This window comes from Ignavibacteria bacterium (assembly GCA_036262055.1).
Lineage (GTDB): Bacteria > Bacteroidota > Ignavibacteria > Tepidaquicellales > Tepidaquicellaceae > DATAJP01.
On record DATAJP010000003.1, the window covers coordinates 47,693 to 72,068 of the forward strand.

The following is a 24,376-nucleotide window of genomic DNA, read 5'->3' on the forward strand; positions in this document are numbered from 1 at the left end:
TTGATTGTATGTCACAGAAAATAAAAGCTGTTGTTTTTGATGTCGATGGAACTCTTTATAATGAAACTAAACTGAGAAGATATGTCCTTTGGATGATTTTTGTAAATTTTCTTAAATCACCTATAAGGACTTATAAATATTTAAAGATTGTTTTGTCATACCGAAAATTTCATGAGCATCTCAGGTTTGACGCGAAAACTAAAAATAAGTTTAAGGCACAGGTTCAGATTACCGCGGATAAGTTCGGAATGAATTATGATGATGTTTATAAGATTATTAATGAATGGATTCATATAAAGCCATTACCATTTATTTCAAAGAGCAAGTATAAAGATTTAGATTCTGTCATTGCTTGGCTTAAAAAAAATAATTTTAGAATCGGTTTACTTTCAGATTACCCGTGTATGAGAAAAGCTGAAGCATTGGGAATAAAAGATGACATGGATTTGATTAAATGTTCGACCGATGAAGACATAGACTTCTTAAAACCAAGTTCTCTTGGCTTCACAAGAGTAGCCCAAATTTTGAATTTGCAGCCGCAAGAGATAGCTTATGTTGGTGATAGGAGTCATATCGATATGGTAGGAGCAATTGACGCAAATTTTGTACCCGTGCTGCTGCACAAGAAAGAGTCATCCGATAAATTCTATACTATAAATACTTTAAGTGAGTTGATTCCCTTAATAGAAAAACTTAATTCTTAATTTTTCAATGACTGATACTAAATTGAAATGCTGGTTATGCGATGGTTCAAATGTTTCCGTGTTTATGAATCAGGAAATTGATAAGAATTTAAAATCGACAGATGTGAGAATTACTGATGACAGATATGGGAAAACTCTGCCATTATACAAATGCAATGACTGTTCTTTTGTATTTGCATACCCGCTTCCTGAGAACATAATTGAGCTGTATGAAAATCTCGAAGATGAATCTTATATTGATAGTTTGAAGCCAAGAATAAAAGAAATGCAGCATCTTTTGAAAGCAGCATTAAAGCAAAAACCGGATGCAAAAACAGTTTTGGATGTCGGAGCAGGTGTGGGTTTAATGGTTAACGAAGCTCAGAAAAGAGGACTTGATGCAACCGGAGTCGAACCAAGTAAATGGCTCGTTCAAAAAGCAAAAGATTTATTCAGTATAAATATTATTGAAGGGATTGTTCCGAATGATGAACTTAAGAATAAAAAATTCGATATAATTTTTGCTGTTGATGTAATAGAGCATTTGTCTAACCCGCTTGAATTTTTAGAAACTCTTAAGAATTATTTAAACGATTCAGGCTTGCTTATAATTGCCACACCAGATTGCAATAGTGTTCTTGCCAAGAAACTCAAAGAAAAATGGTGGCATTTCCGTTTAGCTCATATCGGATATTTTAATCAGAAGTCTTTGGCGTATGCAATAAAGAAATCGGGTTTGAAGCTAATAAGATTTACGCGTCAGGTTTGGTATCTTCCCTTCGGATATCTATATAAACGTTTATCTAATTATCTGCCAATTGGATTTTTAAATAAGCAGATAGGCAAAATTGATTCATTGAATAATTTTCCTGTTCGTTTAAACTTACGCGATAGCATGGTTGCGTTTATTCAAAAATAATTAAAGTGAAAGCATTAATTCCATATATACAGATTGCGCGTCCCGACCACTGGTTCAAAAATGTTTTTATGATACCGGGAATACTCGTGGCATTTCTTTTTGCAGGAGTAACCTTTGATGCTCATTTCGTTCTGAATCTTGTATTAGGGGTTATGGCTGTTTGTTTTATCGCATCTGCTAACTATACAATCAATGAGCTTCTCGATGCGCCTTATGACATGGAGCATCCCGTCAAAAAATTTCGTCCGGTTCCTTCAGGTAAAATAAAAACAGGTTATGCTTATCTTCAATATTTTATTTTAATAGCTTTAGGGTTAGGAATATCATACTTTGTCAATGTTCCTTTCCTTTTGGTAAATCTTTTTCTTCTGATAATGGGTGTATTTTATAATGTGAAGCCCTTCAGAACAAAAGATTTGGTCTATGTCGATGTGCTTTCGGAATCTGTTAATAATTCGATAAGATTTTTGCTGGGCTGGTTTATCGTAACAACTGCTTTCATTCCGCCGCTTTCAATAATTATCGCTTATTGGATGATTGGTGCATTCTTTATGGCTTCCAAGCGCTTAGGTGAAATCAGATTTATTGACAATCAGGACACGGTGAAAAATTATAGGAAATCTTTGAGCAGATATACTGAAGCAAAGCTTATCACGAGCATAATTTTTTATGCATCGTTATTTTCTTTTAGCTCGGCAGTATTTCTGATAAGATATAAATTCGAGTTGATACTTATAAGCCCCATACTTTCATTGCTTGTTGCCGAGTATATAAGAATAAGTTTCATTCATAACAGCCCTGTTCAATATCCTGAAAAACTTTACAGACAAAAAGGACTGATGTTCATCTGCATCCTTTTGGTTGTATGCTTCGTAATTTTATTGTTCGTAAAAATTCCGGTTTTATCGGAAATATTTGAACCTAAAATCACGTTTTAGCTTTGAAAATCTTAATAAATGCTCTTTCCGGCAATGGAGATGCGCTTATGTTTTCACCGCTGCTTCCTCTCATAAAGAAACATCTTCCTGATTCGCAAATCGACATGCTTGTTATGTTCAAGTCCGTGAAAGAAATGTATGAACATAATCCTTACCTAGCCAACGTTTATCACATTGAATTTCTTAAACAGACTAAATCGGTTTCTCTCAGACAAGTTTCTAATTTAAAAAGAAACAAATATGATGTTTCCATAAATGTTTATCCGTCTAACAGATTTGAATATAATTTTTTGAATTATTTGCTTGGAGCAAAGAAAAGAATGTCGCATTCATATATCCATTCTAATTTTATCAGAGCTGAATATTTAAATAATATCAGGGTTCCTGAAATCAAAGACCGGCATAATGTCCTTCAGAATTTTGATTTGGTGAATAAAATAATTTCGGCAAGTGAAGATGAAATCGGTTCAATGGAGATTTTTTTGAGTAATGAGGATGATGAAAGAGCACGGGAATGGATTAAACAGGCTAACCCTCAAAATAAAAAAATAATTGGCATTCATGCAGGTTCATCAACATTGAAAAACCATATTCACAAGCGCTGGGATAAAAATAAATATGCTGAGCTCTGTAACAGCTTAATTAATAAACACAACTCTATTATTCTATTATTTGGAAATGAATTTGATTTGAACAATGAAATAAGCCGTATGCTGAACGGGCAGGGAATTATCGCTTCAACTGATAATTATATGGACTCAATGGCTCGATTGAAATATTGTAATTATTTTATTTCAAACGATACTGCATTTCTGCATTCTGCAGCAGCTTTTAAAATTCCGACAGTAGCAATATTTGCTTATACCAACTGGAAGGAATTATACCCTTGGAAATGTCATCATGAAATTGTGAGATTGGATTTGAATTGCAGTCCTTGTTTCTACAACTCTCCTAAGCCTGTTGAGTGTATCTGGCAGGGAAGCGACGAATTTAAGTGCATTAATAATATTTCGGTGAAAAAAGTTTACGAAGCTTTTCTTAGATTGGAAAGCTCTAATTCAGAAAATCCCACACAATAGTAAACCTCGAAACCACATTAGCAAATCCGCCCCTGTCATCATAAGGAAATAAGTAAGTATCATAATTAAACCTGTTAAATAAATTTGCAAGTGTGAAATTCACATTTGCACTTCCGATGCGCGCACCGATATAAAAATCAACATTGGTAATAACTGGTTCATATAATTTTGTTGGGGAAACAGAATAATCATAAAGTTTAAATCCGGTATAATATTTTACAATAAAGCCGGTTTTTAAGTCCAAATTATTATTAAAAAACTTATTTTCATAAAATATATTTCCTCTAAATAAATTCTTATCACCGTCAGTGTAAGTATAATTATCATTTACCAAGTCAAGAACTATATCCCAAATTTTAAATTTTATATTTCCTTTAAATGACTGATAATAATAATCGCTATAAAATGATTCCACAGTTATGTTTCCGGGTGTAAATATTAATCTTATGAAATCTATATCATTGGTGACGATTAACCTTGTGTACCGGAACTTCAAAAATAATGATTTAAAAGTAAAATCGAATCCTGCTTCATTATTGTTGAAATTAATTGATTTTGCTGATAAATTACTTGATCTACCGGAATAATTTACACCACCATATAGTTTAAGTTTTAAATTTTCTTTGTTAATTAGTTTGTAATAAGCTTCTATTCCGGGTGAGTTTAGATTTACTATCAATTCGGAATTGTCGGTATTGTCTTGCATGGTTGCTTTAGTGTGCTTAAAAAATAAAGAAACATCTAAATCATTATAATTAATATCATATTTTAGAAAACCTGAATACGTCTGTATATTAATTCCATCATCATATTTAACATTATCATAATTTGCATTTAAAATTAAATTCGAAGGAACATTTTTAAAGATATTAATTTTAAAATTTTGATTTAAGTTGACTTCATTTGAGATAGAATGTCCGCCATTATTTGGCAACAAAATGGAATCAGCATAACCTTTTTCAAGATTGTAAAGTGAATTTATGTAACTATATGTGACTTTCGTTAAGTGGCTCTTATCACTGAATAATTTAAAATAAATTCCGGTGTTAAAATAAATATTTTTATACTTTATCCTGGAGGAATCGTTCCGTACTGCAGCACTGCTGTCATTTTGTAACCCGCCGAATAATCCGCGGTCAATAGTATTGTAGTAAAAATTTGTTAGTATATTAAAATTAGGATTTAAGAAAAAATTTAATCTTGTCCTTGTCTGCCATTTGTCATAATCCGAATTTGTGTATCTTCCTGCATTAGAACCTTTAGTCAATCCTAATTGCAAATTAAATTTTCTGGAAAATGATTGAGAAAAATAAACATCGGCAAACAATGCATCATACCTATCCTGAGAATATCTTAATTGCGAAAATGGCTGTGGTTGTACAACGTTTTTTGAAATTACATTAATTGAAGATGTCGAAAATGTATTACTGTATAAATATGAACTTATCGAAGATATTAACTCAATACTGTCAATTTCATTAATCGAAAGATTTTCAGTATCAAATTGTGAATCAAGTATATTCATTTTAAAACCATCCCTGTAAACAGGAACATTGAGATATGGGTAAGTAAGGTCTATAAATTCATTTCTCTGCCCAAACCCTTCATTAAATACTCTAAACCCATTTCTCATTTCTAAAATTTCTGAAAGCGAGCGTTTGTCGCTCCATATATATTCATTATAACTAAAAACTTCGGAAGTATTTGACAAACGATTTGTTCCTTTGATTACATTTGTATCGAATGCGGCATATCTGATTGAATCGGGAATTTGATAACGAAGCGAGTCCTGCGCTAATAGGGAAGTGGGTGATAAAAAGGCGGTTATTAATAATGCAATTAGCAGCGCAATATATTTCATATCATGATATAATGCTCATCATTTTTCAAGTATTCAATATAAATAATAATTCTTATTCGGTTGTTTTCGGCTTATCAAGCTCATCAATATCTTTGCGGTGCTTAATAATTTTTGCATCTGTAAGGAAATAAACATCTTCGGCAATGTTTGTGGCATGGTCTGATAATCTTTCAACATTCCTCAATAAAGTAATAGCATGAGAACAAGCTCTTATGCGTGACTTATCATTTTCCATTATGCTTATAAGCTCATTAAAAATCTTTATGTCCATTTCGTCAACATTGTTATCAAGCTTAATGATTTCAAGCGCAAGCTCTCTATCGTTATTGACAAATGAATCGATACTGCTTCTTACAATTTTCTGAACAAGCACAGCCATCTCGTCGATTTTAACTTGTTTAAGAAGAGCTATATCGTTCATTAGGGGTTCGGTTCTTTCGGCAATGTTAACAGCAATGTCGCCCATTCTCTCAAGGTCATTATTGATTTTCAAAGCTGACATTATGAGGCGCAAATCAACAGCAACGGGTTGTGTAAGCGCGAATATTCTCTGACAATGCTTATCGATTTTTACATCGAATTTATCGACTTTATCATCACGTTCTTTTACAAGATTTGCCAAATCAAGATTTGCTTCAAAAAGTCCTTTGAATGCAAATTCAATCTGCTCTTCTACAAGACTTCCCATCTTAATAATTCTTGTCCGGAGCTGGTCGAGTTCTTCTTCTAGATAATTATACATAAGTTAAAATTAAAATTTTATATTAACCGAATTTACCGGTAATGTAATTTTGAGTTCGTTCATCTTTGGGTTCAGTAAACATTTTTCGCGTCAAGTCGAATTCTATCAATTCGCCATTTAAAAAGAAAGCACAAAAGTCACTCACTCTCGCTGCCTGCTGCATGTTGTGAGTTACAATGACGATGCAAAGATTTTTTTTAAGTTCAAATATGAGCTCTTCAATTTTAGAAGTTGAAATCGGGTCAAGTGCGCTTGCCGGTTCATCCATCAATAAAATTTCCGGTTCAACTGCCAACGCGCGAGCAATGCAAACTCTTTGTTGCTGTCCGCCTGAAAGTCCCATTGCAGATTCATCGAGACGGTCTTTCACTTCCTCCCATATTGCCGCTTTCTTTAAGCTTGATTCGACAATTTCATCGAGTTCTTTTTTCTTTCTGACTCCGTTAATGCGGGGACCATATGCAACATTTTCATAAATCGATTTAGGAAATGGATTTGACTTCTGAAAAACCATTCCGACTCTTTTTCTGAGATTTACAACGTCAACCTTGCCTTCATAAATATCGATGCTGTCAATAATAATTTTTCCTTTAATAATCACTCCGTCAATCAAATCGTTCATTCTGTTGAGCGTCCTTAGATAAGTCGTTTTACCGCATCCTGACGGACCTATTAGAGCAGTAATGGAGTTTTCCTTAATCTCAGTATTTACGTTATAAAGCGCTTGAACTTTTCCATAAAATAAGTTAAGGTCTGAGGTCTTTATTTTCGTTTCTTTATCCGCCAAAAGTTTTAATTCAATATATAAATTTATTATAACTAATCTTGTGCTAAATGTAAATTAAATGTTACCATTTGGTAAATGTTAGATAATAAGTCCGTCCTGCATTTTAATAATCCGGTCACATTTATTTGCAAATTCTTCATTGTGAGTTACTATTACGAAAGTCTGGTTTAACTTTTTACGCAGTTCGAAAATTAAATTTATAATTGCATTTGCATTTTCAGTATCAAGATTTCCTGTTGGTTCGTCTGCCAATACAATTTTAGGTGAGTTAATCAATGCGCGTGCAATGGCAACTCTTTGAGCTTCACCGCCGGAAATTTCAGAAGGTTTATGGTCTTCTCTGTTGTTTACACCGGTTGTTTTCAGGAGTTCTTTTGCTCTTTCTTTTGCATCTTTGCCCTCAATAAGTGCCGGCATTAAAACATTTTCAAGTGCTGTGAACTCAGGGAGAAGATGATGAAACTGAAATATAAATCCCACGCTTGTGTTACGGAAATCAGCAAGCTCCTTGTCGTTAAATGAAGAAATATTTTTGTCCTCTATTTCAATCTTTCCCGAATCTGCTTTGTCAAGCGTTCCAAGTATATGCAACAATGTGCTTTTCCCGGCTCCTGACTTACCCACAATTGCAATTATTTCACCTTTAAAAATTTCTAAATTAATCCCCTTCAAAACCTGAAGACGGTTTTTCTTGTCAATCTTATACGACTTTTTTATGTCAGATGCTTTTAGTAATAATTCCATTAATTGTTCATTGTTAATTGCAAATTGTTAATTGTTTTACTCCCATCTTATTGCGCTCACAGGATTTTCTTTTGCTGCTTTTGAAGCAGGATATAACGAAGCCAGATAGCAAAGTAGTAACGCTGCAAGCGGTATAATCATTAAGTCCGAATATCTCAACTCGACAGGCAGAGCATCTACGCTGTACATTTTTGTATCGAGCTTATATATGCCGTAAGTTTTTTGGAGTATGGTTATTCCGACACCCATAATAAACCCTGCGGCAATACCTATTACACCAACAGATAATCCTTCAAATAAAAAAATTCTTCTGATGCTTCCATCAGTTGCACCCATTGCTTTAAGTATTCCTATGTCCCGTTTCTTTTCAATTACTGTCATTGTAAGTGATGCAAGAATATTAAAGCATGCAACGATGATTATTAAGCTCAGAATAATAAACGCTACCCAGCGTTCAATTGTCATGATTGAATAATAATCCGCGTTTAAATCAAACCATGTATTAACTTTATATTTATCACCAAGCAAATTTTGAATTACCGATTTTTCCTTCTCCGAATCTTTAATGTCATCAAAGCGAACCTCGACACCATTATATTTATCTTCAATTTCAAAAAGCTCCTGTGATGCAGGAATTGAAATAAAAGCAAACTTTGAATCAAATTCAATGTTGTCGGCTTCATAGATTCCCGTTACAACAAATTTCATGGTCTTCGGTTCAACAAACTGTGTCAGAGATTTTTCCATTCCCGCAGGACTTATGATGGTTACAGTATCGCCTTCAAGACTGCGCATTTCACCGGCTAATATTCTGCCAATTACAATCCCACCGGTTACACCATCGTTTTTTAAATCCATTGAGCCGAGCTTGAGTACTTCTTTCAATCCTGATACGTCACCGATTTTATTTTCGTCAACCCCTTTAACTACGATTGCTTTGTTCAGGTTCTCAGTAGAAATTAATCCTTTGTTCAATGTATAGGGTGAAAATTTTTTCACGCCTGCATCTTTAAGCTTCGTCTCGACTTCCGAAACATCATCCAGAGTCTTTCCATCTGCAGATTCTACTCTTATATGAGGATTGAATCCGATTAAAATCGACGAAACTCGTGTGTTAAATCCATTAAATACCGATAATACAATTATCAGCGCCGCTACACCTGTTGCAACACCTATAATGGAGATAATAGAAATTATCGTAATGAAATTTACATTCTTTTTTGAAAATAAGTATCTTCTTGCTATGAAAAATTCTGCCGACATATTTCCTTGTGAAGTCATTCCCGCGAAAGCGGGAACCTCATTCATTTTCTAAAATTATTATTCGTCAAAAATGATTACAGATTCTTTATACTGCCTAACTTTGTTATCATCAATCTTTTTGTATAAATGTTTTTCAAGCTCTTTGGATTTCTTATCTAAATTATTTTCATCGAGTAAATTCTTAATCGGATATTTAACATGCAAAACCCTGTTTTTCAAAATATGCCTGCTGATTCCTGTTGGGATTTTTAAATTATTTCTTGCAATTTTTACGATATCCTCTTTTTTGAAATCAGGGAAATCAATCAATACGCCTTTCTTGCGTGAAAACTTTTGAAGCTCCTTAATCTTAATATCTGATTCTGTTCTGTCAAAAATATATTTGTGCGCATAAAGTGAAGTGATTTTCAGAAGCGCTTCTAAAGATTGTTCGAAATTATTTTTGAAAGTAATCAAAATATGTTTATTGTTTTCAATATCTGAAGCTAAAACTTTGTTTATTCCTTTTGAGGCATCTTTTTGTCCGTTTCTTATATCAGTATATTCATATTTATATCCTTCTTTTTCGCAAAGTTCAATCAACCTTGAAAGTTCAAAATCATATACAAAATGATTCCAGCTTAAAAGCTTAATTGCTTTATCTTTATAGTCGATTATTTGGGCAAGAATTAATTTACATCCGATTTCTTGAAGAGAGCTTAGCCTGTTTGCGCCGTCGATAAGTATATAATCATTATCATATTTTGCTACTATGACAGGGTTCATCAAAAACTTATCGTGAGAAATTCTCTGGAAAATATTTCTTAACCTCTTGTTTTCGGTGTTTTCGTGTAACTTAATATCGGAAATTTTTAAAAGTTTAAGATCGAAATAACTCTCGGTATAATTTATCATTATTTATTTTCTTTTACGAATTCAATGGCTCCGTCGTTGCTCAATTCACACCGAATAGTATCCCCCGGAAGGAATTCTGCTGAAAGTATTTTTTCGGAAAGTTTATTTGTAATATACTTTTGAATAACTCTCTTTAAAGGTCGGGCTCCAAATTGAATGTCATATCCCAGCTTGCCAAGCCAATCTTTAACATCATCAGGAACAATAAGCTTAATATTATTATGCTCAAGTCGTCTCATGGTTTGTGTCATCTGCAAATCGACTATTAATCTGATTTCGGATTGTGTAAGAGGTTTGAATAGAATAATCTCGTCTATTCTGTTCAGGAACTCGGGACGAATTGTCGCTTTAAGTAAATCTAACAATTTAACACGCAGACTGTTCATAATATCATCACGATTTTTTTCTGTTATTTTTTGCAGCTGCTCCTGAATTAAATGAGAACCAAGATTCGAAGTCATTATAATAATTGTGTTTTTGAAATTAACGGTCTTGCCTTTTGAATCAGTCAATCTTCCTTCATCCAAAACTTGAAGCAGAATATTAAACACATCAGGATGCGCTTTTTCGATTTCATCGAGAAGTACCACGCAATAGGGGCGTCTGCGAACGGCTTCGGTAAGCTGACCGCCTTCTTCATAACCCACATATCCCGGAGGCGCACCGATTAAACGCGAAACGGAAAATTTTTCCATATACTCGCTCATGTCAATTCGGACAATGGCTTTTTCATCATCAAACAAGAACTCAGCAAGTGCTCTTGCAAGCTCTGTTTTTCCGACACCGGTAGTTCCGAGAAATATAAACGAACCAATCGGTCTATTTTCATCCTGCAAGCCCGCACGTGAACGTCTTATAGCATTTGATACTGCAATTACTGCGTCTTCCTGTCCGATTAATCTCTGAGCAAGGTTTTCTTCCATCTTAAGAAGCTTCATGCGTTCGCTTTCCATCATTCGGGTAACGGGAATGCCTGTCCATCTTGAAACAATCTCTGCAATATCCTCTGCGTCGACTTCTTCCTTCAGCATTTTTTTATTTTCCTGAACTTTTGCAAGTTCCTCGGTTTTTGCGTTAATCGTTTTTTCAAGCTCAGGAATTTTTCCATAACGCAGCTCAGCAACATTTGCCAGATTTCCCTCGCGTTCATACCTGTCCGCTTCTGCTTTCAGATTTTCAATTTCCTCTTTTGAGCTTCTAATTGTTTTTATAAGATCTTTCTCTAAATTCCAATGCGCAATCAATTCATCTTTTTGCGAACGAAGATTAGCTAAGTCTTTTTCGATTTCGTCTAATCTTATTTTTGTCGGATTAACTTCTTTTGCCTTTGCCATAGCGTTATAATTTTGAAGTCATTCCCGCGAAGGCGGGAATCCCATTCTTATTCAAACTTTATTAAATTTTCTTTTTTGTAACCTCTTAAAAATTCTTCGGAACTCATTCTTTTCTTCCCCTCTAATTGCAATTCAAGAATTTCTAATTTTTTATCAGAAGTATTTACTAAAATTTTATTATCCGTTACATCAATATATCCGGGTTTCTCATTGCTTGTGATTTCTGTCAGTTTCGATTTAAATATTTTCAGATTCTTATATTTCAAAAGCGTCCATGCTGTCGGATAAGGTGACAGTCCTCTAATTTTATTATGAATATCAATTGCAAATCCTGTCCAATCAATTCTGCAGCCATCTTTGAAAATCTTAGGAGCTTTACTTGCTCTGCTATTATCCTGTGCTATTAACTCAACGTTTCCTGATTCAATCTTTTTAACCGTCGATAAAACCGTTTCAGCTCCTAAAACTTTTAACTTATCATGTAAAGTTCCTGCGGTGTCATCATTTGAAATCTCAATTTCTCTTTGTTCAATTATTTTCCCTGTATCAACCGATTTATCGAGAAAGAACGTTGTTACTCCGGTTGTTTTATCGCCGTTCATTATTGCCCAGTTAATCGGTGCTGCGCCGCGATACTTAGGAAGAAGCGATGCATGCAGATTAAACGTTCCTAATCTCGGTATAGTATAAACTTTTTCAGGTAGAATTCTGAATGCGACAACAACGAACAAATCCGCATTTAACTCTCGCAACTTGTTAATGAACTCATCATCATTTAACTTCGCAGGTTGTAAAATCTTGTAATTTTTCCCCTTGGCAAATTTTTTTACATCAGATTCCTGAACATTCAATCCGCGTCCCTTAGGTTTATCGGGAACTGTAACAACAGCTTTTATATTATAACCACTGTCATCAAGTATTTTCAAAGACGGAACTGCAAACTCGGGTGTACCCATAAACACGATATCCATCATTTGTGTATTAATAAATAAATTTATCTTTATTTATTATCAGCGGATACGGAGCTTCGACTTTTCCTTTCTTAATTTTATCCAGCTCTTTTTTTATTTCTTTTTTCTGTTCTGCATTTAAATAATCTATGAAAAGTTTTCCGTTGAGGTGGTCAACTTCATGCTGAATCACTCTTCCTAAAAGTTTATCCGCCTCGAGTTCAACTTCTTTCATATTGGCATCAGTATATTTCACAAAAATTTTTTCTGCTCTCGGTACTTCAACGCGGATTCCCGGAATACTCAGACATCCCTCTTCACTGAACCACTCTCCATGTGAATCCACAATTTTCGGATTAATCATTGTTAATGGTTTCACATCGCTGTATTCTTTCAGAAAAGAAACGTCTATAACAAGAAAAGACGAATTTATCCCTATTTGAGGCGCAGCAAGCCCGATTCCATCGGCTTCGTGCATTGTAAAAAACATATTTTCTATGGTTTTTATTAGCTCAAGTGTAATTTCTTTCACAGGTACGGTTTTCTTTGTAAGGACATCCATACCATAAGTCGCTATAGGTAATTGTTTATTCATAACTTACAAATTTAACAATTTTAAATTTTAACTGTTAGCCCATTTAAAAGTGTCATTTATAAACAAAACAAAAGATTCCATTCTTTAAATGGGTGAGATTTTTCACTTCGTTCACAATGACAAACCCGTAAAATATTAACTTTAAATTTGAAAACATTACTAATAAATTGTTTTTATGGCGAAAATAAATCCTATCGAACAAAATCCCGATAAAATTAAGCTTCTTGAAACATTCGATAATTCATTTCCAAAAAGAGATTATGTGATTATTCACGAAGCAACCGAGTTCACTTCCGTATGTCCAAAAACTGGTCAGCCGGATTTTGGCAATATCATATTAAGTTATATACCCGATAAAAAATGCGTGGAGCTTAAATCATATAAATTTTATTTGCAATCATTCCGTCACGAAGGAATTTTTTATGAGAATGTTACAAACAGGATTCTTGAAGACCTTGTTTCCGTTTTGAAGCCGAGATGGATGGAAGTCCAGGGAAACTTTTCATTACGCGGCGGCATTAAATCTAAAATTATTGCAGCTCACGGAAAAAGAAAGTAAAAAATGATTAAAAAAATTATATTAAGCATTTGCGCATTTGTTTTGATTTGTAATATTGCATTTGCTCAGAAAAAAATGGCATTTGAAAGAACGGGCACGATTTATCTATATGATTTTGCCTTTAAATCGGAAGCAAAACTTTTCGACGGCTATCAGCACTCCATTTCACCTGAGGGTAATGCAATTGCATTCACTGAAACCGATTCAATGGGAAATCGTTATATTGCTATCTATAAAATTCAGCCTAATGGAATCTTACCATTAACTCCTGAGTTTATCAGATTCACTTCTGTTCCCGGAAGCAACAGCTATGAACCGAAATATTCTCCCGATGGAAAGTATCTTGTTTTCAATTACTGGAACGGCAATGACTGGGATATTGCAATTGTCAATTCTGATAATTCAAACTATGTTAATTTAACCGAACCGTATAGAGTGACTACAGGATTCACAGCAGGTTTTTATTCGCCAAGCTGGGCTCCGGATTCAAAGAGCATTCTCACACATGATATGAAAGACGTTTATGAATTTGATTTGCAGGGAAATATTATAAATAAGTATTCTTTGATGAAAGCTCTGACCGATGCAAAAGTTTATCCAAGCAGTGCTTCTGTTTTTACATATAATAAAAATAAAACACATTTGATTTTCGATGGAGAGAATGAAACATTTTTCGAAAATCTTGAAGAACCCGTGAATGGAATTTACAGCTATGATATAAAAAATAATTCTATTAAAATGATTTCACCTGCGGATTATTCAAGCATTCATCCTGTGATTTCTTTCGATGGTAACAATATTTACTACTCTGCCTTTGGCAAAAAAGATATTGCCGTAAGAAAGAGCCAGGAACTTGACTCGGATTATTATGAAATAAGATATTCAATTTATACTATGGATATGAATGGAGATAACGTTACAAGAATCATTGGAGACGCGTATTCACCAAGTATAACAAGATAAAAAAATTAATCAAACATAATGCAATACCGGATAGAACATGATATAATGGGCGAAGTTCAGGTGCCCGAAGATAAATATTGGGGAGCACAAACCCAGCGCTCTATAGAAAATTTTAAAATCGGCGGTAACAAAATGCCTCTTGAAGTCATTGATGCTTTTGCAATTCTGAAAAAATCTGCAGCAATGGCAAACTTTGATTGCGGGGTTCTGCCGAAAGAAAAAATGGAATTGATTGTAAAAGTCTGCGATGAAATTTTGGAAGGCAAGCTTGATGACCAGTTTCCGTTGGTTGTCTGGCAGACCGGCTCGGGAACACAAAGCAACATGAACGTGAACGAAGTAATTGCAAACCGTGCGCATGTATTAAGCGGCGGAAAGTTAACCGATGATAAAAAAGTTTTGCATCCGAATGATGACGTGAATAAATCGCAATCTTCAAACGATACTTTTCCGACCGCGATGAATATCGCGGCTTATAAAATTCTTGTCGAACATTTAATTCCTAATGTTGAAACATTAAGAGCAACATTTCATAAAAAATCAACTGAGTTCATGCAGGTTGTGAAAATCGGCAGAACTCATTTGATGGATGCAACACCGTTGACGCTTGGACAGGAATTTTCCGGATATGTTTCACAGCTTGACCATGGTGTTCGAGCAATTAAAAATACATTGCATCATTTATCCGAGCTTGCAATAGGCGGTTCTGCAGTCGGAACGGGAATTAATGTTCCCAAAGGTTATGCAGAGCTTGTTGCAAAATACGTTTCGCAGTTTACAGGCTTGCCATTTAGGTCAGCAGAAAATAAATTTGAAGCGCTAGCATCTAACGATGCAATTGTAGAAGCATCAGGTGCATTGAAAACTCTTGCAGCAGCACTAATGAAAATTGCAAACGACATTCGCCTGCTTGGTTCAGGTCCTCGAAGCGGAATAGGGGAGATATTGCTTCCTGAAAACGAGCCAGGCTCATCTATTATGCCGGGAAAAGTAAATCCTACTCAATGCGAGGCAATGACAATGGTTTGTGCACAGGTGTTCGGCAATGATGTTGCGATTAACATTGGTGGAATGACAGGACATTTCGAACTTAACGTTTTCAAACCGATGATGATTTTTAATTTTCTTAACTCGGCTCGTTTGCTTGGTGATGCTTCTGCATCATTCAATAAAAACTGTGTCGAAGGCATCGAGCCGAATTACAGCATCATTAACCGTCATCTTGAAAATTCTTTAATGCTTGTAACCGCTCTTAACCCTCATATTGGATATGAAAACGCTGCAAAGATTGCAAAGAAAGCTCATAAAGAAAACAAAACCTTGCGTGAAGTTGCGTTGGAGCTTGGGTTACTTACTCACGAAAAATTTACCGAAGTAGTTGACCCTAAAAAAATGGTTGGTGACGTGAATTTCGATTAAGTATGAAATATTTTTTAACCGTAATTTTATTTTTATATTCAGGAATGTGTTTATCACAAGATTCCGGTTATAAAGATAAAGGCTATGAAGCAGATGCGATGAATTATGTAATGAGCGAAGTTAAAAGAACAAGCTCTACTTTTGACGACTGCCTGAACTACACCAAGCCCTTTTCAAAATGGGATCTTCAATCATTAAATTCTCCCAAAATCTGGTTATTTGGTAATCTTCAGAATTCAGGTACCTTTCCTAATTTATTATTCGGGGCACTTGCTAAGCGGTTTAACGTTTCCCTTGATGACGTAAGCGATATGCCTGATAAATTCCTGCGGAATGCTGTCAATAATTTTGGCATTTATGAAAAAGACGCCATCAATAATGCGGCAGGATATTTTGACTTAATTGAATTGTTGAAGAAATCTCAATCTAAAATTTTTTTAAATCAGGATAACTTGCAAAGAGTCGATAATATGTTTTATGAAAACGGCATCTATTGGAAATATATAATTCCGGAAGATTCTCCTTTTCCCGTTTCCGATTCAATATCAACTAACATAACAGAAAGTTTTTCACAGGGAGATTTTTTTATTCTGGACAAAATGAAAAGCTTGGGAATTTATGCAGCGTATAACGACAAAGAAATTATATATCTGTTAAAAGACGGGATGCTTGATAATTCTTTCGGGTATTATTTTAAGGACAATGATATTGATTACAGGAAGAAAAATCATTTGTTTAATATTATGAGCGAGGAGTTGATTATGCCGAGATTTTATTACTACGTAACAAATTAATTATCCAGATGCTTTAACACTTCCTGCTCAAAAACTTCATAAGTTTTCTTTCCAACTAACTCTTTAACTTTATTTCCTGATTTATCGTAAATAAACGTAGCGGGTATTGCGCCATCCCATTCTTTGCTGAAAAAATTTATCATGTCCTCATCCTTCTTGAACTTATTGTAATAAGTAACCCAATCGACATTTTGTGATTTCAAGTACGGTTCCGTTTTTGTTGCAAGCGCATCATCGAAGTCAAGACTTATGAAAATTAATTTGAAGTTTTTATCTTTGTAATTGTTATAAAGCTTAACAAGTTCCGGGAATTCTTCCTTACACGGTTGACACCAGTAAGCCCATAAGTTTACTAACACAACATTGCCTTCATTGGCTTTCAAAACCGAATCCAGAGATTGCTCATTAATCGGTTTCAAAAGCGAAGCAGATTCCTGCGCAGCTAAATTGCCATAAAAACCAATTATAATTGCAACTGCTATTAAAAGTATTGTTTTCATATGGATTTAATACAGCTTATTTCAATACAAAGTTCCTTATGTATCTAATATTTAAAATACTTTTTTTATTTTTGTAAATCTATTATCATTAAAATGAAAGCATCAGGTTATTCAGGAACTCCTCTTGCAAAAAAGTTCGGCATTAAACCCGGTTTTAATATTGAAATTATAAACGCTCCGGAGCATTATTTTGAGTTGTTTACCGATATGCCTGAAACAATCTCCGATTCAAAATCCAAAAAAGATTTTATTCACTTCTTTACAAAAGAAATTAAAGAGCTCGAGAAAAATATTCCAAAGCTCAGAAAACAAATTGTTCCAAACGGCATAATCTGGATTTCATGGCCTAAAAAATCTTCCAAAGTTCCAACCGATGTTACAGAAGACATCATAAGAAACATCGCTCTCAAAAACGGACTCGTCGACATCAAAGTCTGCGCAGTCGATGACATCTGGTCAGGTCTCAAACTTGTCATTCCGGTGAAAGACCGAAACTGACAAATATCATATTTTTTTCTGACTTAAATCATTCCGCAATTAAATAACATTTTTTAAATTATATATAAATAAGTTTATTATGAAAACTAAAAAATGTAAAAAAGCTTTTTTCAAAATCGGTTTGCCGGTTGCTGTCATTGCGCTAATACTCACCGGTATAAGGATGTTTATAGATAAAAAGAAATGCTGCAGCAATTGAAGCAAGGGAAAGTCATTCTTGCGCTTTCAATTCCGCTTGCGTTATGTGTTGTTATCGCAAGCTATTATGGAATTTTTACCAATCTGTACAAACTCGAAACCACTAACTGGAATGCTCAGGCAATAGGGCAGGACATCATCGACCTCTTTGTCGTAACCCCGGTCCTGCTCATTGCTGCATTCCTTTCTTATAACAATCATAAAACCGCAATGCTCATCTGGGGCGGAACGGTTATCTATCTTCTTTATACATTTTTGATTTATACTTTTTCGGTGCATTTCAATTCAATGTTCATAGTTTATTGCTTTGCATTGGGTTTATCGTTTTATTCATTTTTATATTTTATTCTCTGCATCGGAAAGGAGGAATTGAATGAATGGTTTTCCGAGAATGCTCCCGTAAAGTTCACTGCAGTTTATTTCATAATTATTTTTGTGATGTTTTATTTTCTCTGGCTCTCACAAATCATTCCTGCAATATCAGGCGGAACTGTTCCGGCGGACTTGCGCGAAAGCGGACTTTTCACAAATCCCGTTCACGTAATCGACCTTTCAATATTTCTTCCTGCAATTTTACTGACTGCAATATTTTTGTTAAGGAAAAATCCTCTCGGATTTCTTCTTGCACCCGCAATACTTATGTTTTTTATTCTGATGGATATCACCCTCGCATTTCTTATCGTCGTTATGAACTCCCGCGGCATTGAATCATCTTACACCGTAGCAATCATAATGAGCATCCTCGCGGTATTCAGCTTGTTTGTTCTGATGTGGTGGGTGAGATGGAAAAAGAAATGATGTGAGCGTTGCTTTAAAACTCACTATAATTCTCCGGCACCAGTCACATTCCTCATATCCAATCCCTCCCCGCATTCCAAAATGCAGTATTAGGATTTTTGGGTCAGTGAAAAATCGTTTTAGGTAAAGGTAATAGGTATTGAAAATTAAATTTGTTTTTAGTTAATTTGAACGCGTCAATCTTATCAACTTTTTATATAAATATAATACCATGCCACAAATTTATCCTTTAGATTTGTTAACAAATGTAGTTGTAAATTTAAGACAAACATCTACTGCAGGTCAAGTAATTACTGGAACTGGTTTTTTAATTAGTCATAACAGTAAATTATATTTAGTGACAGCAGAGCATGTAGCAAAGGAAATGAAAATAGATTGTGAATTTGTTGTTAAAGGGACTAATGACTTACCAGTTTTGTTAAGTCTTGAGGATCTAACCCAACAAAAGAACTCTTTAGATTGGAAGTTTCATACTATTGCTGACATAGCAGTTTTAGAATTAAGTCCTAAACGTGAGGTTTTAGTTACAAAATTATTGAATAGGTTTCTTCCATCTGAAAACATTTCCCAAAATACATCTGTTGTCGATAGAAATACTCAGTTAACAATTATAGGCTTTCCATTAGGATTAGGTGCTACAGGGCATTTCTCTCCACTTACATTTCGAACTTATGCTTCAAGTGGATTAATTACTTTAAATAGATTTGACAATTCTATTCCTTGTACATTTTTTATCTTAGAGAATCCTGGAGTTAGTGGATATAGTGGAGGACCTATCATCGATGTGGCGATTTATATAAATATGGGAATGGAAATAACAGGGAATGCAACTATGGTCTACGGTATAATGCATGGAACAATACCTGATGCAACTGGTGGAAAATTAGCTGCGGTTACTCCTAGCTATTATTTATTTGACATTATATAAAGTATTAAAATGAAAAATGGAATTCAAAATAATTTAATGCGAGCGAGCAAGGTTTATGAAGAACAAGTATTTTTACGTACTCTGATACTTGAAATTCCCTTTATAGGAAATTATATAGATATTTTATTCACAGCTAAAGCAAATAAATATGCCTCAAAACGCATTGAATTTTTTTTAAAAGATTTACAGAAGCAAATCTACAATATTGATGAAAAAAAGATTAATTATGAATTTTTAAATTCTGAAGAAGGGTTTGATTTAATAATCAAAACATTCAATTATGCATCTAGAGCTCGTCAAAAAGAAAAGTTAAAGTTATATGCTAGAATTATTAAGGAGACATTAAGTATTAAGAAAAAATTTGAAAATGAAGAACCAGAGCTTTATTTAAAAATTGTAGAAGAACTTTCTTTGAAAGAACTAACTGTAGCAAAATATTTATATGAACTTTTAGAGAACCGAAAAAGTGAGAATTTACGAGAAAGCCATTATGATGACACAGATTTAATATCAAAACATTATTCGGAATTTGAGAAAGAAGATTTAAGCTATATACTAATAAGATTAGAAAGGACAGGATTAATTAAAGAAATAACAGGTATGTATATAGGTAATCCTGGTGGACAGTATCAAATAACTAAACTGTTCAAAGATTTTATGAATTTTATTAGTAACTTAGATACTGAATAGCCCCTAACATTCTTCCCTTCCTGCCTTGTCCTTATCTTAAACTGAGAACATTATATGCATGATGTGAAAGAAAACGAAGAATCTGTTTCTTCCTTTTTCTTAAAAAACTCCCTTTCTATTTTAAAGAATGCCACAAGATACTTTCTTAGAAACCGAACGCCTTATATTCACTAAATGGACTGAAGATGATTTAGTGGATGCGAGACGGCTATGGGGAAATCCGAATATCATGAGATATATTACAAAAGCTCCATATACCGATGAGCAGATATTGGACGTTCTTAACAAACAAGTAACGAGAGATAAAGAAACGGGATTGCAGTACTGGAAGCTTCATCAAAAATCCGATAATGATTTTGCAGGATGCTGTGGATTCAGGATGTATGACGAAGAGAAAAAAATTCTTGAGCTCGGATATCATATTGCCGAGGAGCATTGGGGCAAAGGGTTTGCAACTGAAGCAGGCAGAAGAGCAGTTGAGTATGCTTTTACACTGCCGATAAATAAAATTTTTGCCGCGCATCATCCTGAAAATCTTGCCTCGCAGAATGTCCTCGAAAAACTCGGTTTCAAATTTTCTCACATGGAATATTACGAACCGACTGAAGTTTATGATCGGGCGTATTTCCTCACAAGTAGTGAAGTGGTAAAGTAGTGAATTTGTGAAATGGCGATTTCATTACTTCACATTTACCTTTCCTTTTTGACCTTTGACCTTTGACCTTTGACTGTTTCTGCAATATCAAATCTCTTGAATATCCATAAGGAATTTAAGATTTTATAATAATTAATTGACAAGCAATGGCAAAAGTCGAATCAAAAACAAAACCAACCAAAGCAAGTGTCGATGCATTCATAAAATCTTTTGTGCCCGATGAAAAGAAGCGCAAAGATGCTTATGAAGTTCTTGACATGATGAAAAAAGCTACCAAGCTTGAACCTAAAATGTGGGGACCAAGCATCATAGGATTTGGCAGTGTTGAATATGAATCAACAAGCTGTAAGGGGATAATGCCCATGATAGGGTTCTCGCCAAGAAAAGCGGCAATCTCTCTTTACCTCCCGGGCGGTGCAAGGGGCAACAGAGCAATGCTTGAAAAACTCGGCAAGCACAAAACCGGTGCGGCATGTATTTATGTTAATAAGCTCGATGATATCGATAGAAAAGTTTTGAAGGATATGATAAGTGAATCATACAAACGCGCTGTAAAGAGCGGCAAATGGGAATGTTAGTAATTTAGATAAAACATAATCTCCTCATTTACCCGCGAACCCTAAAGGGTTCGGCTACGTTAGTAATATCAAAAGGAGGAGATATGGAACTGAAAGCTCTTATACTAAACTGCACGCTAAAAAAAATGTCTGAGGTTTCAAACACTCAGGCATTAATTAACAAAGCAGTTGCGCTCTTTGAAAAAGAAAAAGTAAAAACCGAAGTCATTCGATTTGTCGAGTGGGACGTAAAACCCGGGACTTCATCAGATGAAGGTGATGGAGACGAGTGGCCAAAGATTCTTGAGAAAATTAAAGCGTGTGATATATTCATAATCGGGACTCCTGTCTGGGTCGGACGATTGGCTTCGACTGCTCAAAGAGTTATCGAGCGTCTTGATGCGGTTTTTCACGAGGAAGAGCTTTGGGATAAAAAGACAGGACAGTTTTTTACTTATAACAAAGTTGCAGGATGTCTTGTAACAGGCAATGAAGACGGAGCGCATGAATGCGCCGCGCATGTCTTGTGGGCGATGCATGAGTTTGGGTTTACAATTCCGCCTAATGTAAATTCATACTGGGTTGGTCCTGCAGGACCGGGACCAAGCTACATAGAAGCAGGCGGCGAAAGATATTTATACACAAATAAAACTTTAAGATATACGGTTTATAATTTGATTTACTTTGCAAAACTTTTGAAAGAAAATCCAATTCCGACAAGCTTAAAAAAACTCGCTGAAGATGCAGCAAAAGAAAGCGATAAGGAAAAAAGCTCCTGAGATAAAAAATATAAGGAAATAAAATGAAACGAGCTTTACTCGTTAAATTCATAAGTATTTTAGTTAATGTAACCGCAGGGTCAATCTTTCTTATTCCATTTTTAATTTACAGGCAATCGTTTGGCTTTAGCGATATAATGTCATTTGCTTTTTCTACTATTCCTTTAGCGTTATCCGTTTCCATTACAGGTGATAAATTCTTATCCTTTTCCCAAAAATTATTATCGGGTTTAAGATTTTTTATTGCAATTTTCATTGGTCTAATCCTTGGATTTGTCTGGACATACATCGTCTATTTTATTTTAGGATATTTATTTGCTGCCATAAGTATCCCTATTCTGTATCTCTGGATAATAGGCAGTGCAGCTCAATTAGTGTTCTTGCAAAAATTTTCCGATTTCAGCAGAATAAAAAATAAAAAACGAAGCCTTGTCTTGGGAGCTATATTTTTTCCTGTAATACCTACGTTTATTTTTTCATTGCTTTATGGTATAAGCTTTTTATTAATGTATCTTAATAAGCCTGAAGCCGAAATATATTTAATACCGAAAGGATATACCGGACATATTTATCTTGTTCATGATTTGCAGAATGGTGACCCCGAGGAATATGAAAATGGAAAACGAATATACCGCATTCCTTCATCAGGAGTCTTATTTACCAAGTTTATAGATGAGCCGGGAATAATAACAAATGATTTCTATTATATTGATAGTACAGGCAATAGAACTGAAATTAAAAAGAAACTTACTTTTGCTGATGAATCTGAAAATGATACCATTCCTGCTATTATTGCTTCAACTATTGGAAGCAAGAGCGGAGCGCCAAATTATATCGAGTACAAATATTCATATAATTTTCTTGGAACCTCTGAGCAGCGCCGGGAGATTGATGAGATTAAAATCACATATTTGGATAGTTTGCGTAATCAGCAAATTTTAAAAAATAGCATCAATAATGAGTGATGCGGGAATTTTATCCCAAGTTGTAATCCGTCCTTTGAGAGAAACAGACGGCCTTAAAGAACTTACTCTCCTTTTAAACCGCGCATATAAACAGCTTGCAGATTTGGGTTTCAGGTATCTCGCAACGCATCAGGATTCAGAAACAACAAAAGAACGAATCGAAAAGGCAAAATGTCTCGTTGCTGTTATTGACAAAAACGGAACAGATAAAATTATAGGAACGATTTGTTATTATTCACCAGAAAATGCATCAGGTTGCGAATGGTATGACAGGAATGATGTTGCTACTTACGGTCAGTTTGGTGTCGAACCTGAATATCAAAAATACGGCATCGGCGGAATGCTTATTGATGAAATAGAAAAATGTGCAATTCAAGACGGTGCAAAGGAACTTGCCATTGATACAGCCGAAGGAGCGACTCACCTCATAAATTTTTATTCCAAAAGGGGCTACCGTCATGTCGGATATATTAAATGGGGCGTTACAAACTACAGAAGTGTTTTAATGAGTAAAAAATTAAAATAAAAAATCCCGCCTGATTTTCTCAAACGGGATTTTAAATTTTATAAAGTAGTATTTCACAACTTCACCACTTCATCATTTCACAACTTCACGATTTGAATTAGCTTCCTCTTTTAATACCGCATCCAAAAGATTTAGTTTCTTTCTTAGAAATGTCTTTTCCTGCAAGATATTCATCAAGTGCATTTTTCAGATATTGCGCAGTGACTGCTGATGCATCTTTGTTATCGTCAATACTTCCATGATATAAAATAGTCATTGTAGCATTGTCGATTACGAATACTTCAGGAGTTCTTTGTGCTCCGAACGTATTTGCTACTGAACTCTTTTCATCTTTCAGCATTGTAAAAGAGTAAGCTTTTTCTTTCCAGTGCGATGCAACTGTTCCTGCATCTTCAGTCTGGTTTGAATTGATTCCCCAAAATACAATTCCCTGAGGTGCATAAGTTGAAGCAAGAGCATTGATTCTTTCGGTGTATGGCTGAACGAAGGGGCATTCGGTTGACCAGAACATAACAACTGTTGCCTTACCGCCTGATGTACTTAAAGTATAACTGTTGCCGTCAAAATTTGTGATTGTAAAGTCCTCGACCTTATCGCCGACTTTATAATCACCTCGTGAGGTATTATCGGCAGTTAAAAAATTCATTGAGAATACAAGCATTGCAAAAAGGGCAATTCCGGGAAAAATGAGTTTTTTCATTTTAGAGTTTCCTTTGATTTTATGTTATTAGAATTTTGTTTAAGATTCTTGTCCTGAG

At 34.6% G+C, this 24,376-nt stretch carries 27 protein-coding genes and 1 pseudogene; 17 read left to right on the plus strand and 11 right to left on the minus strand.

From position 1 onward, the window contains the following. Positions 1-8: 8 nt before the first annotated feature. Genes VHP32_07295 through VHP32_07310 form a run of 4 tightly spaced genes read left to right on the plus strand, consistent with a single transcriptional unit; the run spans position 9 to position 3,619 of the window. The gene (locus tag VHP32_07295; GenBank protein ID HEX2787694.1) at positions 9-704 is read left to right on the plus strand and encodes an HAD family hydrolase; all 696 of its coding nucleotides are present in this window, start codon (positions 9-11) and stop codon (positions 702-704) included. A gap of 7 nt (positions 705-711) precedes the next feature. Beyond that, on the plus strand, positions 712-1,602 hold the full coding sequence (locus VHP32_07300) for a class I SAM-dependent methyltransferase (GenBank protein HEX2787695.1): 891 nt from the start codon (positions 712-714) through the stop codon (positions 1,600-1,602). A 5-nt stretch (positions 1,603-1,607) separates the two neighbouring features. Then, positions 1,608-2,540, plus strand: a complete 933-nt coding sequence (locus tag VHP32_07305; GenBank protein ID HEX2787696.1) for a UbiA prenyltransferase family protein — start codon at positions 1,608-1,610, stop codon at positions 2,538-2,540. Between the two features lie 2 nt (positions 2,541-2,542). Next, positions 2,543-3,619, plus strand: a complete 1,077-nt coding sequence (locus VHP32_07310; GenBank protein HEX2787697.1) for a glycosyltransferase family 9 protein — start codon at positions 2,543-2,545, stop codon at positions 3,617-3,619. On the opposite strand, the gene VHP32_07315 is transcribed toward VHP32_07310, so the two are convergent. The 9 genes and pseudogenes from VHP32_07315 to def all read right to left on the minus strand — a co-directional run bounded on the left by VHP32_07315 (position 3,594) and on the right by def (position 12,789). Next, a complete protein-coding gene (locus VHP32_07315; GenBank protein ID HEX2787698.1) occupies positions 3,594-5,480 on the minus strand; it encodes a hypothetical protein in 1,887 nt (628 codons plus the stop codon). The genes VHP32_07310 and VHP32_07315 overlap by 26 nt on opposite strands. A gap of 52 nt (positions 5,481-5,532) precedes the next feature. Beyond that, positions 5,533-6,222: a phosphate signaling complex protein PhoU gene (gene phoU / locus VHP32_07320; GenBank protein ID HEX2787699.1), complete on the minus strand. Its 690-nt coding sequence runs from the start codon at positions 6,220-6,222 to the stop codon at positions 5,533-5,535. A gap of 22 nt (positions 6,223-6,244) precedes the next feature. Beyond that, on the minus strand, positions 6,245-7,009 hold the full coding sequence (gene pstB / locus VHP32_07325) for a phosphate ABC transporter ATP-binding protein PstB (GenBank protein ID HEX2787700.1): 765 nt from the start codon (positions 7,007-7,009) through the stop codon (positions 6,245-6,247). A 78-nt stretch (positions 7,010-7,087) separates the two neighbouring features. Beyond that, a complete protein-coding gene (locus VHP32_07330) occupies positions 7,088-7,753 on the minus strand; it encodes an ABC transporter ATP-binding protein (protein ID HEX2787701.1) in 666 nt (221 codons plus the stop codon). A 36-nt stretch (positions 7,754-7,789) separates the two neighbouring features. After that, positions 7,790-9,061 (minus strand): ABC transporter permease, encoded by a 1,272-nt coding sequence (locus tag VHP32_07335; GenBank protein HEX2787702.1) that lies wholly within the window; start codon positions 9,059-9,061, stop codon positions 7,790-7,792. A gap of 12 nt (positions 9,062-9,073) precedes the next feature. Next, positions 9,074-9,910, minus strand: a complete 837-nt coding sequence (locus tag VHP32_07340) for a ParB N-terminal domain-containing protein (GenBank protein HEX2787703.1) — start codon at positions 9,908-9,910, stop codon at positions 9,074-9,076. Next, a pseudogene (locus VHP32_07345) lies at positions 9,910-11,208 on the minus strand (AAA family ATPase). Before VHP32_07345 ends, VHP32_07340 begins: the two are co-directional and overlap by 1 nt. An 83-nt stretch (positions 11,209-11,291) precedes the next feature. Beyond that, positions 11,292-12,218, minus strand: a complete 927-nt coding sequence (gene fmt / locus VHP32_07350; GenBank protein HEX2787704.1) for a methionyl-tRNA formyltransferase — start codon at positions 12,216-12,218, stop codon at positions 11,292-11,294. A 7-nt stretch (positions 12,219-12,225) separates the two neighbouring features. After that, positions 12,226-12,789, minus strand: a complete 564-nt coding sequence (gene def, locus VHP32_07355; protein ID HEX2787705.1) for a peptide deformylase — start codon at positions 12,787-12,789, stop codon at positions 12,226-12,228. A gap of 175 nt (positions 12,790-12,964) precedes the next feature. On the opposite strand from def, the gene queF reads away from it, so the two are divergent. The 4 genes from queF to VHP32_07375 are packed head-to-tail and all read left to right on the plus strand — an operon-like array spanning position 12,965 to position 16,524. Continuing rightward, a complete protein-coding gene (gene queF, locus VHP32_07360) occupies positions 12,965-13,348 on the plus strand; it encodes a preQ(1) synthase (protein ID HEX2787706.1) in 384 nt (127 codons plus the stop codon). A 3-nt stretch (positions 13,349-13,351) separates the two neighbouring features. Next, positions 13,352-14,311, plus strand: a complete 960-nt coding sequence (locus VHP32_07365) for a hypothetical protein (GenBank protein ID HEX2787707.1) — start codon at positions 13,352-13,354, stop codon at positions 14,309-14,311. An 18-nt stretch (positions 14,312-14,329) separates the two neighbouring features. Continuing rightward, a complete protein-coding gene (gene fumC / locus VHP32_07370; GenBank protein HEX2787708.1) occupies positions 14,330-15,730 on the plus strand; it encodes a class II fumarate hydratase in 1,401 nt (466 codons plus the stop codon). 2 nt (positions 15,731-15,732) lie between these two features. Next, positions 15,733-16,524, plus strand: coding sequence for a hypothetical protein (locus VHP32_07375; GenBank protein ID HEX2787709.1), 792 nt, complete (start codon positions 15,733-15,735; stop codon positions 16,522-16,524). Here VHP32_07375 and VHP32_07380 read toward each other — a convergent pair. After that, the gene (locus VHP32_07380) at positions 16,521-17,024 is read right to left on the minus strand and encodes a TlpA disulfide reductase family protein (GenBank protein ID HEX2787710.1); all 504 of its coding nucleotides are present in this window, start codon (positions 17,022-17,024) and stop codon (positions 16,521-16,523) included. The two genes, VHP32_07375 and VHP32_07380, sit on opposite strands and share 4 nt — an antisense overlap. A gap of 93 nt (positions 17,025-17,117) precedes the next feature. Here VHP32_07380 and VHP32_07385 point away from each other — a divergent pair, with 93 nt between their 5' ends. The 9 genes from VHP32_07385 (at position 17,118) to VHP32_07425 (ending at position 23,618) form a co-directional block, all read left to right on the plus strand. Further along, on the plus strand, positions 17,118-17,522 hold the full coding sequence (locus tag VHP32_07385) for a DUF3052 domain-containing protein (GenBank protein HEX2787711.1): 405 nt from the start codon (positions 17,118-17,120) through the stop codon (positions 17,520-17,522). Positions 17,523-17,705: 183 nt separating this feature from the next. Beyond that, positions 17,706-18,518, plus strand: coding sequence for a hypothetical protein (locus VHP32_07390; protein HEX2787712.1), 813 nt, complete (start codon positions 17,706-17,708; stop codon positions 18,516-18,518). A gap of 211 nt (positions 18,519-18,729) precedes the next feature. Further along, positions 18,730-19,446 (plus strand): trypsin-like peptidase domain-containing protein, encoded by a 717-nt coding sequence (locus tag VHP32_07395; GenBank protein HEX2787713.1) that lies wholly within the window; start codon positions 18,730-18,732, stop codon positions 19,444-19,446. Between the two features lie 9 nt (positions 19,447-19,455). Further along, positions 19,456-20,136, plus strand: coding sequence for a hypothetical protein (locus VHP32_07400; GenBank protein ID HEX2787714.1), 681 nt, complete (start codon positions 19,456-19,458; stop codon positions 20,134-20,136). Between the two features lie 127 nt (positions 20,137-20,263). Further along, entirely contained in the window at positions 20,264-20,791 is a 528-nt protein-coding gene (locus VHP32_07405) for a GNAT family N-acetyltransferase (GenBank protein ID HEX2787715.1), read from the plus strand. A 146-nt stretch (positions 20,792-20,937) separates the two neighbouring features. Next, positions 20,938-21,369, plus strand: a complete 432-nt coding sequence (locus VHP32_07410; GenBank protein HEX2787716.1) for a DUF1801 domain-containing protein — start codon at positions 20,938-20,940, stop codon at positions 21,367-21,369. Between the two features lie 83 nt (positions 21,370-21,452). Further along, on the plus strand, positions 21,453-22,127 hold the full coding sequence (locus VHP32_07415) for a flavodoxin family protein (protein ID HEX2787717.1): 675 nt from the start codon (positions 21,453-21,455) through the stop codon (positions 22,125-22,127). A gap of 23 nt (positions 22,128-22,150) precedes the next feature. Further along, positions 22,151-23,092, plus strand: coding sequence for a hypothetical protein (locus tag VHP32_07420; protein HEX2787718.1), 942 nt, complete (start codon positions 22,151-22,153; stop codon positions 23,090-23,092). Beyond that, positions 23,085-23,618: a GNAT family N-acetyltransferase gene (locus VHP32_07425; GenBank protein ID HEX2787719.1), complete on the plus strand. Its 534-nt coding sequence runs from the start codon at positions 23,085-23,087 to the stop codon at positions 23,616-23,618. Before VHP32_07420 ends, VHP32_07425 begins: the two co-directional genes overlap by 8 nt. A gap of 97 nt (positions 23,619-23,715) precedes the next feature. Here VHP32_07425 and VHP32_07430 read toward each other — a convergent pair whose 3' ends face one another. After that, positions 23,716-24,318, minus strand: a complete 603-nt coding sequence (locus VHP32_07430; GenBank protein ID HEX2787720.1) for a redoxin domain-containing protein — start codon at positions 24,316-24,318, stop codon at positions 23,716-23,718. Between the last annotated feature and the right edge of the window lie 58 nt (positions 24,319-24,376).